General features: G+C 49.2%; 12 protein-coding genes and 2 pseudogenes. 3 read left to right on the forward strand and 11 right to left on the reverse strand.

All coding sequences use genetic code 11. The features are described from left to right. A partial coding sequence (locus A7589_RS23265; protein ID WP_235613312.1) for a hypothetical protein occupies nucleotides 1-87 on the reverse strand: 87 nt, incomplete at its 3' end. A gap of 59 nt (nucleotides 88-146) precedes the next feature. Between A7589_RS23265 and A7589_RS12865 the strand changes: the two are divergent. Continuing rightward, a pseudogene (locus A7589_RS12865) lies at nucleotides 147-410 on the forward strand (IS30 family transposase); the annotation flags it as partial. A 9-nt stretch (nucleotides 411-419) separates the two neighbouring features. Here A7589_RS12865 and A7589_RS12870 read toward each other — a convergent pair. Beyond that, a pseudogene (locus tag A7589_RS12870) lies at nucleotides 420-668 on the reverse strand (transposase); the annotation flags it as partial. Nucleotides 669-1,065: 397 nt separating this feature from the next. Here A7589_RS12870 and hokD point away from each other — a divergent pair. Then, nucleotides 1,066-1,221 (forward strand): type I toxin-antitoxin system toxin HokD, encoded by a 156-nt coding sequence (hokD, locus tag A7589_RS12875; protein WP_001352007.1) that lies wholly within the window; start codon nucleotides 1,066-1,068, stop codon nucleotides 1,219-1,221. Nucleotides 1,222-1,337: 116 nt separating this feature from the next. On the opposite strand, the gene A7589_RS12880 is transcribed toward hokD, so the two are convergent. Continuing rightward, nucleotides 1,338-1,847, reverse strand: coding sequence for a hypothetical protein (locus A7589_RS12880; RefSeq protein ID WP_000509940.1), 510 nt, complete (start codon nucleotides 1,845-1,847; stop codon nucleotides 1,338-1,340). A gap of 11 nt (nucleotides 1,848-1,858) precedes the next feature. After that, on the reverse strand, nucleotides 1,859-2,098 hold the full coding sequence (locus tag A7589_RS23705) for a hypothetical protein (protein ID WP_001470211.1): 240 nt from the start codon (nucleotides 2,096-2,098) through the stop codon (nucleotides 1,859-1,861). A gap of 46 nt (nucleotides 2,099-2,144) precedes the next feature. Between A7589_RS23705 and A7589_RS23710 the strand changes: the two genes are divergently transcribed. Next, nucleotides 2,145-2,363, forward strand: coding sequence for a hypothetical protein (locus A7589_RS23710; RefSeq protein ID WP_001420245.1), 219 nt, complete (start codon nucleotides 2,145-2,147; stop codon nucleotides 2,361-2,363). A gap of 112 nt (nucleotides 2,364-2,475) precedes the next feature. Here A7589_RS23710 and A7589_RS12890 read toward each other — a convergent pair whose 3' ends face one another. The 7 genes from A7589_RS12890 to A7589_RS12920 all read right to left on the reverse strand — a co-directional run bounded on the left by A7589_RS12890 (nucleotide 2,476) and on the right by A7589_RS12920 (nucleotide 11,058). Next, nucleotides 2,476-3,291 (reverse strand): hypothetical protein, encoded by an 816-nt coding sequence (locus tag A7589_RS12890; RefSeq protein ID WP_108188870.1) that lies wholly within the window; start codon nucleotides 3,289-3,291, stop codon nucleotides 2,476-2,478. A gap of 9 nt (nucleotides 3,292-3,300) precedes the next feature. Next, nucleotides 3,301-4,890, reverse strand: coding sequence for a hypothetical protein (locus A7589_RS12895; RefSeq protein ID WP_108188871.1), 1,590 nt, complete (start codon nucleotides 4,888-4,890; stop codon nucleotides 3,301-3,303). A 59-nt stretch (nucleotides 4,891-4,949) separates the two neighbouring features. After that, on the reverse strand, nucleotides 4,950-6,656 hold the full coding sequence (locus tag A7589_RS12900) for a DUF8615 domain-containing protein (RefSeq protein ID WP_108188872.1): 1,707 nt from the start codon (nucleotides 6,654-6,656) through the stop codon (nucleotides 4,950-4,952). 264 nt (nucleotides 6,657-6,920) lie between these two features. After that, entirely contained in the window at nucleotides 6,921-7,886 is a 966-nt protein-coding gene (locus tag A7589_RS12905) for a ParB family protein (protein WP_000725192.1), read from the reverse strand. Then, nucleotides 7,883-9,088: an AAA family ATPase gene (locus A7589_RS12910; protein ID WP_000817632.1), complete on the reverse strand. Its 1,206-nt coding sequence runs from the start codon at nucleotides 9,086-9,088 to the stop codon at nucleotides 7,883-7,885. The genes A7589_RS12905 and A7589_RS12910 overlap by 4 nt, the downstream gene beginning before the upstream one ends. Before the next feature lie 399 nt (nucleotides 9,089-9,487). Next, nucleotides 9,488-10,348, reverse strand: coding sequence for a replication protein RepA (gene repA, locus A7589_RS12915; RefSeq protein WP_001076427.1), 861 nt, complete (start codon nucleotides 10,346-10,348; stop codon nucleotides 9,488-9,490). 317 nt (nucleotides 10,349-10,665) lie between these two features. Then, nucleotides 10,666-11,058 (reverse strand): hypothetical protein, encoded by a 393-nt coding sequence (locus A7589_RS12920; RefSeq protein WP_001281116.1) that lies wholly within the window; start codon nucleotides 11,056-11,058, stop codon nucleotides 10,666-10,668. Between the last annotated feature and the right edge of the window lie 49 nt (nucleotides 11,059-11,107).

An 11,107-nucleotide genomic window follows, 5' to 3' on the forward strand; every position in this document is an offset into this window, starting at 1 on the left:
ATACATGCGAGAGAGGCAAATGTCTTTTCGGGTCTGACGGCGCTTAGAGCTGAATTGACTATCGGCGAAGGTGAGTTGATCGCTCATGATGTGCCTCTGGGATGCGCTCCGGATGAATATGATAATCTCATATCAAGAACTTGTTCGCACCTTCCCTGGAATTTACTGTCAGCACCGGCGTTAAAGTTTACTTCTGCGATCCTCAGAGTCCTTGGCAGCGGCAGCGGGGAACAAATGAGAACACAAATGGGCTAATTCGGCAGTACTTTCCTAAAAAGACATGTCTTGCCCAATATACTCAACATGAACTAGATCTGGTTGCTGCTCAGCTAAACAACAGACCGAGAAAGACACTGAAGTTCAAAACACCGAAAGAGATAATTGAAAGGGGTGTTGCATTGACAGATTGAATCTACAACGGCTTTTTTTAATATGTCCCGTTCGTCGGTAACCCGCTTCAGCTCTTTCTGGAGACGGCGGATCTCGGCCTGAGCATCTGACTGTTCTTTATTAGTGGAAGAATCCGGACCGTACTTCTTTATCCAGGAGTAAAGGCTGTGGGTGGTGATATCGAGACGTGTTGCAACGCTGGCAACAGAATAACCGCGATCAACAACCTGTTTGACTGCTTCAATTTTAAACTCTTCGGGATAACGCTTACCACTCATGGGCACCTCTCTTTAAGTCATCTTAAATGACTCTGAGGTGTCTATTAAACCTGTGGCGATTCAGTGGGAAGCCTCGCCCGACAGGGCGGGGAGCAGTCACTATGGATTTTCTTTGGCGCGGTCTGGCCATTAGGGGTCATGTTTGCTGCAACGTTTCTTCTGATGTGGATATTCACCCTTCCAGGTGATTTCTATAGAAAAAAAGCCAGACATTGATACAATCGCTGCGGGTGCTTGAGGCTATCTGCTTCAGGCATTACCCGAAAAGCAGATAGAAGAAAGCCCCAGATAACATTACGCGTCCTGCAAGACGCTTAACATTAATCTGAGGCAATATCTATGCTTAGCATACGTAGATTAGCCTCTTACCGACCAAAAGGTCAAGGAGAAGCAGGCTATGAAGCAGCAAAAAGCGATATTAATCGCTCTGATCGTCATCTGTTTAACCGTCATTGTGACGGCACTGGTAACGAGGAAAGACCTCTGCGAGGTACGAATCCGAACCGGCCAGACGGAGGTCACTGTCTTCACAGCCTACGAATCTGAAAGGTAAGAGACCTGGCGGGGAGAGATCCCCGCCACTCTTCGTGTGTCAGGTATCCTCAATGCACCCTTTCCTCTCCAAATAAAAAAGCTCCCAAAGGAGCTTTAAAATACAAGGGATGACTCTTAATCCCACTCAATCCAGTTGTAGACGATACGAAGTGACGGGCGCACAGCGGCAGTCACATCTTCGGTACTAAAGTCGATTGCATCACTGTAGATTTTGCAGTCCAACATTTCAATTGTTGTAGCAGCTTTTGTCACAGCGTTAACCCCGGAAGATTTGGATTCAGGGGTAGCAGCCATCGTGATATCAACATAGTCCTTCGCCGCAATGCGATCCTTAATGAACTGAAGAATATCGCCTTCGATAGTCTCCACGCACTGGACCTGGATTTCCCCAGAGTTTCGAATTGGTCCGTGCTGGTTGAACTTCACACCATTCGGACCATAGTCCTCCACATTCTCTCGAGTCATTTCAGGGATTTGCGACGTGCGAACCAGTACGCTGATATCTTCATGGCCTGCAAAAGTGAGCTGGAATTCAGAAGATACCAGTCGTTCGCCTTTGGCCGCGTTGGCAGTATAGCGGCCCTTAATAAATTTACGGTTTCCCTTAGTGTTATTGTGCCCCATATAAAATCCTTTTACTGGAACGCCCGAACAATATCGGAGCTGTTATATATCGAAGAACCGGTCAACTGGAGGTTGACGGTGTTTTTCAGGAAATATCCATTACTGTCCCTTGGCGCATCGAGATCAAAACTTAAGTCCTGGATGGCGACATCGGTGATGTTGATCCGGCGACCAATGTTTAGCGTCACGCGCTCCGGGATTCGACCACCAACATTGGCCGCTTTTAGTTCCGGGCTAATCATGGCTGTCAACGCGGCGATAGCGCCTGAAACTTCAATGAATGGATTGTTCAAAGCAATGAAAGTTACAGGCAGCGTGAACGTCGGCGGAGTCCCCCCTTCCCAAACCATTAAGCTATTCCAACGGGCAACCGACGTTGTTTCAGTACCTACTTGCACAAAACCACCCAGAGCACCAGAAACAGATCCCATGGACATACCGGTAAACGGCGCTTCCCAATTCTGGGCCATGTTCATTGCCGCTCCCTGGCTGATATATCCGGTAACCTGGTACTGAGAGTTCGTTAAAGTAACTTTCAGATATGGCGATACACCGTCAGCCTGGCTGTAAACCCCATAAGCTATAGGAGCCATTCAAGTTAAAGGCCGGAGTTCTCCGGCCTCCTCCTTTAGACAAGGCGCTTACGGCGCAGTTTCATTGACTTTTTGCGGGCAAGTTTTGCCGCGCCGGTCTGGGCTTTTCGACGCGCTTTTTTCAGCGCCGATTTTTGAGCCGCAGTCAGACGTTTTTTACGCAGGCGTTTACGGATGAGTTTGATCTCACCGTTACGAACAACCTTCTTAAATGCTTCAGTCAGCATTTCATCAGAAGTGCCAGCAACAACAAACGCCGCTTCCAGTTCGTCGCGGTCGTCGCTATCTAAACCAGCGATAGAGGCACCAACATCAGCAGCTGCGTCGTCGTCTTCATCGTCAGCCAGTGCTTCGATCAGGTCATCATCTACACCGCATGCTGCGAGGAAGTCAGCAACATTTGCCCATGCTTCGTTATAGGCATCGTCCTGTTCTTCTGTAACTTCGGAGTCGTCGTCATCAGAGATACCAGCGATAGCCTGAACGAAACCATCAAGGGAGTCGAAAGTCAGATCACCGCTATCAGCCCAGGCGAAAACGGCGTCGGCCGCATCACTCAACGCATTCTGCATAGCACTTCGATTTGCAGCTTCCAGAATCATCTGGTGCGCCTGTTCGACGGTCCATTCTTTACCGTCTTTCCCTTCCAGGATTTGCTCAGGAGCCGTGGCAGATGGAGCGTTATCGTTAGTCTGTGCCGCCGGTTCCGGATTATTATTAATAACCGGATCTGTTGTCGGTTCGGCGCTTGCTCGGGCAGACTCCATCAACTGCACAGGATCAGAGTTCAAAGCGAAACGAGACAGTCCATTCCCCAAAAATGCCCCGGATTGAAAAAAGTTTTTGCTCATTGTATTTCCTTACTTAATAAGCAGCGGTACGCCCTGGATACGACGGGCTACGCCAGTCGGGCAGCAGGCCCAGACTACTTCCCATTTATCGAATTCCGCCTGCGTAACTTTCAGCACATACGGTTCTGTACCGTCAGCATCAGGATCACGAGGAGCCACCAGAGCGCCGGAGGCGACAAAGCGATCCAAAAGTTTGGTCATCCCTTTAGTCAGGCCAGACTCAGTAATGCCGTCCGGGTTATGCTTCATCTGTCGGGCTAACTGGACAAAGAAACGGCTGATTGCGTTCATCAGGGATGGGACGTGCTGGAAATGCAGATAGTTGTCCTGCGTGCAGCAAGTTAAAGCATCATCGATGATCATCTGGCCCGAAGTACCTACAGATACTTTATTGAGTCGGCCCTTGACCATAGCTTCTTCGTCCGGGGTGTCTTCAGGATACAGCGGCTGAAGTGATGCACGAGCAATGACGGCACGTTCTTCACCAGCCGGTGAGTAATGCCAACCGCCGACATCGGAGTTTTTCTTGACGCCACGAGCTTTCGCCTCATACGCCGCGCCAGACAGACCGAAGACCACGCGGGATTGGGTCCATTTGTCTTTGCAGGAGAACGGGAAATGATAGACAGCACAGCTTACATAATCGGTACCAAGTAAACCGGTATCTTCAACAGCAGAGATCGCTTCCGTGTACGTCAATGTCGGTTTGACATCAAAGAAGCCATCAATCAAGCGATCAGAACAGATATTACCTAACGCAGTGATCGCCGCATTGTCATAGCAACCCAGGCCGAGAACAGCGGTGTACATGTACGGCGCATTGTTCAGCACTTTCACCGCACGCAGGTAAGCAGCAGTGGAAATGTTCGACTGATCGCCGTTGGTACCGTCAGTGAACGCCAGCGATTTTTTATTTGTTACTTTCGCCGTCGAAATCAGCTCTTCATTAACAACCGCGCGCAGATATTTAGAACGGGCTTCCAGAGCCGTAGGCAGATAACACAAGCGGCCCATGTCATCTTTCGCTTCTTCCGCCAAAGACACAGTGTGTGTCTCCAGGGTCGTTACCACACCGAGCGAAGTCGTCTGGGTCAGTTTTAAGAGGAAGCGTTCATTACCCGCGCTGTCCGCTGTTGCCGTTTCGATGGTTAACTCACGGGTAGGAGAAATACACGGATCACCATCATCAACGTAGATAGCAAAGGCTTCGCCGCTATCAAGTTCAATTTCAGAACCGTATGGCAACGCACTGTAAGCCGGTTCGCCTGATTCATCGAACATAATAATCGGGAACTTCGCATCATCCGGAACAGCACGGACAACATAACCAGACGTTTGCTGAATAGCTTCGTACACATGGCGAATTGGTTCGAACTGTGAGCCGGAGGACGGCTTCAGCGGTTCGCCGAGAACATCTTCGTAATTGGACTCAGTAACCGCAAGAACAGTAAACGGCTTGCCACGCGCAAATACGCCAATACCTGCCCACAAGCTGCTATTTAATACAACACCGGTAGATAACGTCGCATCGGCATTGATCGGGCTAACAGCGACACCGGATGCATTACCTAATGACTGTTGAATTGAATATTGAGACATAACTTTCCCTGTTATGCGCCCCGCACGGGGCGCTATGTTAAACGGAGAACTTCCCCTGATTACTCAGAGTCACCGGCATCAATCGTGTCGCCGCTTATAAAGTTAAGCCCGCCTTTTTTGGCCATTGTCAGCGTTACACGAGTGAAGTAATCAGCGCCGTTGCGTGGGTGCATATCGTTGATAGCCGAACCCCACAGCGTGGTACGGTTGACCAGCGCCGGAGTGGTCGGATGCTGGAACGGGATGGCCGGGACAGCATCACCAGTCACGAAGCCTGCTTTACCCGGATTTTCATCACGGACGTAGCACAGCACATCCATCGAGCTGAACTGAATGTTCTCTGTCGTTAAGTTCTTACAAATACCAGCAGGTACTTCGTACACTTTCACGTTACCGAACAGGGTACCGATGTAGTGAACATACGGAGTCTGGATATAGTCTTCGGCTGGCTGGAAGAAATCCTTCGGCAACTGTTTGAAGAAAGATGCTGCATCAGCACCAGCAAACATCCCCATCGCACCAGAAGATTTAACGCGCTCAATAATGTCGCGATATACAGTCTGGAATTTGCCACGAATGATGGTTGCCCATACATCAAAGGACTGGTTAACCGGCAGAGCGATGTCAAAGGTGTCGGTCGCAAGAGTACGCCAGATCATGATGCGAAGACGCAGCATATCCTGTTCATGAGACAGGTATTCCTTCAGGGTGCGGAACTGTAGGGAACCCAGGTCCAGACCAAATTCACGCTGTGCTTCATACGCCGCCTGTACCGTGTGCTCAGCCGCGATAACGAACTGACTTGGGGACAGGGTGTATTTCTTCATTTCGTGGTTGATCAGCGGGATCAGCTCAGGAGCGGCTTCAATATTGATTTCCGTCTCAATTGCGATCTCAGTGCCTTTATCCGGCGCTTTGGAGAACGACAGGGCAATCTGACCAATGTTGTAGTTCAGAGAGCAGGTAACAGTGATTTGCTCACCAGCAGCATTAGTAAACGAGTGAAGTAGGCTGCCGGAACCGTTATCAACAACAGACTTAATACGGTTAACGTAGATGTTAGTGCGACCTTTTCGGATTGGTACATTCTGGCCTTCGAAGTCTTCCATCTTGAAGGTTGCGATTTTGCTGGTGCCATCGGAGCTTGCCACCAGCACATAGCGGCGACGTAACTGGCTGTACACACCGACGGATTGCATGTCCAGAACATCACCAGCAGCATAAGAACCAAAAGATGAACCTGCCACGTTAAAGACTTCATAGATGTCGGACTGGTCACGCGTAACCGGAATGAAGGTACACGCATCAGCGGTAGCTGCCCCCAACTGAACAGGCAGGATCATCGCGAGGAATAAAGGCAGATGCATAACACCGTCAGAAACGCTCATCATCTCTGCTGCGACGGATTCCAGCATCGCTTTATTAGTGGCATCCATGCTATTGCGGGTGGACTCAATCAGGCAGTTTTCCAGCGTCTGGTGGCAGGAGGCCAGAATTTCCGGACGCGGCATAGATTTATGTGCTGCGGCGTAGTCAGCCAGTGCACTTGCCCACGCTGTAGCGATTTGAGCGGTGGCATTATCAGAGATACCCGCAAAAACCGGGTCTTTACGTGCAGCTTCAAGGATAGATGCGGCACGCGCGGCATCATCTTTAATGAATTGGTTATCAGTACCGAACTGCGCAGTGCTTGCCCAGCCAAGCACAGCTTTAGAGCGTTTTGCGATATCTGCAATACGATTCTGGTATTCGCGTAAGTTACTCAATTTACTCTTCCTTAAACACAAGGCACTTGTGTGAATCCCTTTTCGGAAGAGATTTTATTGAAAGTCACTTGTTGACTTTCTCGCGAAAAGTAATTTTTTAAATTTTTTGTGCGGGGAAGTGGACGGTGAATGCAGGCGTTAAATCGTGGGAATTTCAGTCTGAAATTCTCCTAAAAAACACATGCAAATCATAAGTTTAGTAATGAAATTGGTGCGGGACATTTTAGGAAGGGGAGGGGCTAACACCACCTCCCACCAGCGGGATTATTCCCCAGCAGACATTTTCCCAATGATTTTTTTTATTGCTTCGTCAATTTCAGTTTGCACTTCAGACGGGAGTCTGGAGAACTCGTAGGCGACAACCCGTTTTTTCGGATCGGACTTCTTTCGAGCATATTGGCGACGGTCAGAGAAGTCTCGCAGCTTCTCAACCACCACAGATTTAACCGGCGCGGGCTTCAGGCTTTTGCTTTCCGCTTTGAAGATAGCCAGTATCTTCGCTTTATCCTCTTTCGCGCCCTCAGTCTCTGCAATTCGTTCGCGCACCGTATCAACCAGCTCTTCAATAGGCACGCTTTTAGCGTTGGCATCCTCGGAGATCTGGAGCAGTAACTGGTAATCTGGCAGGGCGAGATCGCTGGCAACAGGGAAGACAGCAATCATCTCATCCGGCACCGCTGCCGCCTGGAACGCGCGCGTAACTTTAGCCTTTGAAATGTTCTCAGCGCGGGCGATCTCTTCTTTGGTCATGCTCTTACCATACATAACCTCGAAGCGTTTACCCAGTTCGCGCAGGGTGTGTTCGCGGGCTGTCTGGATATCAATGGCCAGCTGGCGTGCATCCGCCAGGCTGATCTCATCTTTCGTCACCAGAATCTCAAATTTCGTTTCATTGAAGATACACGCAGCGCGGCGACGTGATCCGTCCAATACCTCAATGCGCTCCCCAACCATACGACCGATAGCCGGGAAGAACTGTTGCAATTTAATGGTGCGGGAAATATCGCTTACCGACTCAGGGGTGAGCAGAGACTGATCGCGGCCGTTAACTGCCGGGTCAACGAACGTGCGCGACTCAATCTCACCACTCAGCACAACGGTAAGCAAAAATTTAGCCTGGCGGCCAGATTTTAGGGTAAAGGTTTTGGTGCCTTCACTGCCTTCAAGCATGCGAGCAAACTCGGAGCTATTCTTGCCCAGCACTCGTCCACGGGAAACTATTTTTTTCATGCCGCCTCACCCCTAACAAACTCAATTCGATCAAACACAGCCTTAGTGAAACGCTCGGCCTCGGTTCGTGCCTTCTTCAGCGCCTCTGCACTGCCTGGATACGATTGCGGGTTGGCACTGATTACGGTGTCGAAAGACTCGCCGCATCGCTCAAATCCATCCAGACGAGGCAGAGAAGAGTCCAGAATGTTGCTGGCGTAAACCTCACGCGCAAGGCTGTGTGATGTCTCGTGATCGCGCTTGCCGGTCATCTTCGACATAAAACCAATGCTGGCGCTTAAACGCGGTTCTACGCCTTCCTCCTCCAGTTGCTCCAGCATTTCTGGCAGACGGGTGAGATATTTCAGTGTTGAGTGGAAGTCAACCTGGGCTGGTGGGGTAGGGGTAAGCAGCAAATCGCTGGCCGCCAGACCGTTGAGCAGGAACGGATCCAGGTGTGGACCGGTATCAATAAAGATAAAGTCATAATCATCCGCAACACGATCAATGATATTGCGTCGAAGGATTTCGTACTGATTTTGTCCGGGAAGATGCTCTTCAACCAGCTCTTTCCATTGGCTGGCAACAAAGCCATCGTCGATAGAGGCTGGAATCACGTCTACGCCAGGAACGATGGTCGGACGAATCACCTCTTTGCGTAGCGTCTCCGCGTCCAAGTCGTTCAGCATCGCCTGCGCGGCGGTTTCCAGGATGGAACCAATACTGTGAGTATGGTCGAGGAACATTGTGCTGGATGCCTGAGGGTCAAGGTCAATTACCAGAATGCGCAGATCGTGACGCAGTAAATCCTGATGCACACGCAGAGCGTGCGCCAACGTGACTGTGGAAACCGTTTTGGATACGCCACCCTTCAGGTTTACGACAAAAATAACGTAAGGCGATTTGTGAATGTCGCGATATTTTGGGATCTTACGGTGGGCATAGATATCAATGACGTTCTGGATGGTCAGCGCGTACTGTTCAACGTTACCGACCTGTTTCTTGTTGAACTGGTACCCATCATCTTCCATCTCTTTGATGGCCTGCTCCACAATGCGGCGGCTCAGCTTCGGCAACTTTGCCACAGCGTTACGAGTGAACGTCTGATAATACTCGGTCTGATTGAACTCTTTGCGCTGATCTTCAATATCCTGACTCATGGCCTTAAGTAATGCGCTTGCACGAAGAGCTATGGTGCCGACACCGCCGTAATCGCGTTTCATCATCATCTCCTTATCATTTCGTATGAGTGAATTGTACGTTTGATTCTGCTACGTGCAACTTATTTTGATTCGTGCGTAAATTATTGCACGTAAAGAAATGGCGATGAGGCTATTAGATGTGTGCTGGAGGGATGATGCAGGACCAGAATGTGCGATAGAGGGAAGTCGCATTGAATTATGTGTTGTGGAGGGATCGCTGGTATCAAATATGTGCGCTGAAGGGAAAGATAGAAGATTAGATGTGCGCTGGAGGGAAACTTGGATGGTTAGATGTGTGCTGGAGGGAATGTCTGGGCAAACTGCGTGGCGCAACCCTCCAGCGCACACCAAAAACAGGAAAATGGGCAGGCATTCCCGGCAGCGCACATTTTTCAAATGCAGCTGCCCTCCAGCACACACTTATTCGGGAAGTTTCAGCTTTGGATTGCGAGAATGGACGATTACAAAACTTTCCCGGCCTTTCTTCTCAATTGAACAGTCGAGATAGCCAATTGTTTTAAGCTGTTCTATCGCTTTCTTAATGATACGGTTTTGCTCGCCAACAGCTGACTGCAAAGCCAGGCGCTCACGGATTCGCGCGAACGATAGCGGCAACGGGTTCTGCGGAAGGCTTTCGATGAAAGTGTAAATGGCTTGTGCAGCTTCTTTCTTCGGAAGGGCACGCAAGGCGTGGTGTTGCAACAGAACGCGATAATCAAGCTGGAACAGCTCCCAAAGCTTCGAATCGGCCTCCAGCTCTATCAGATCAAGGTCAGCATCAAAACGCCCGACCTTCAGCAGACCAGTCTGATAGCCGCCTTTAGCATCTTTTCCGCGCTTAAAAGCGATACCCTTGTTACGCAAGCGTCCAAGTGATTCATGAATGGTTAAACGCAGTTTCGCATCCAGACGTTTTGAGGGGAAACCACAGGCTTTAGCGAACTCCTGAAACGATAACTGGATGGTGTTTGAAGACAAGCCGTATTTGCTGAACGCGTAGATGACACCGATCCACGTTTTGAAATCAGTATCCATATCGAGTCGAGGACCGGTGATTTTAATATCATCGTAACCCTCGGCTTTAGCTATCTCCAGCTGGGAAAACGCTTTGGTGGCATCAATCTCTTTACTTTCTCCTTTGCTCTTTGATGGCTTCGGAACGAATACCCCCAAGCGCATCAACGCTACAGGCTGCACAGTGTTGTTTGAATTAACTGTTAGTTCTTTTGCCTTACTTTCAATGTCTGCGTAAAGAATATCGGAGATAAATGATTGATTCATATTACTTTTTCCGAATTATGTGGATAGTTTTTATAAGTGGTGATAACTACCCAGGCTTTCCCGTCAGCACACATCCTATATCCCGCCAGCACACATTAGCAACCCGTCAGCACACATTTTTATCCCTCCAGCACACATCGTTTTCCCTCCAGCACACATCGCGATACACTTCTAAGCCAGACGTGACGCGGCCTGCAACGATCAGGGATCTATATGGATCTAATTGGGATCTGTATGGACCTAATTATTGGATCTACCCAGTGGATAATGTGGATAAGTGAAAAATCGGCCAACATAGCCGGTTGGAAGGAAGGGTATTATTCTACGCTTTCGATAAGAAGACCATGTTCATAACATTTAAGCTCATCGCCTTCGTACAGGAATTGGTATCCAATACCACCATTTTCATGGACATTAGGGAATAACTCATAACTCACTGAAGAGCAAATCACACCAATGCAGCGATCAACGCCTTCTCGTTCTTCAGTGCTGAAAAAATCCTCTTCGGTAAGGACATGAGTACATTGCTCATCAGCATAGGTCGGAAATACATGCTCGATGCAATCCGGGTGTTTTAAACCAAGCTGATCGGCAAGCTCGAAAGCATGACGGTATTGTTCAGATCCTGGCTTGCCAACAGTGATGTGCTCAATTTTGTAGATTGAAGTTGCTTTGTTGATAGTTTGCTTTACTGTTACTTTATCAGACATAAAAATCCCTTTTAGTTACCTCTGATAGCGCGGTGATGCTGCCAACTTA

The sequence above is a fragment of the Escherichia sp. MOD1-EC6475 genome, assembly GCF_003046645.1.
GTDB lineage: Bacteria > Pseudomonadota > Gammaproteobacteria > Enterobacterales > Enterobacteriaceae > Escherichia > Escherichia ruysiae.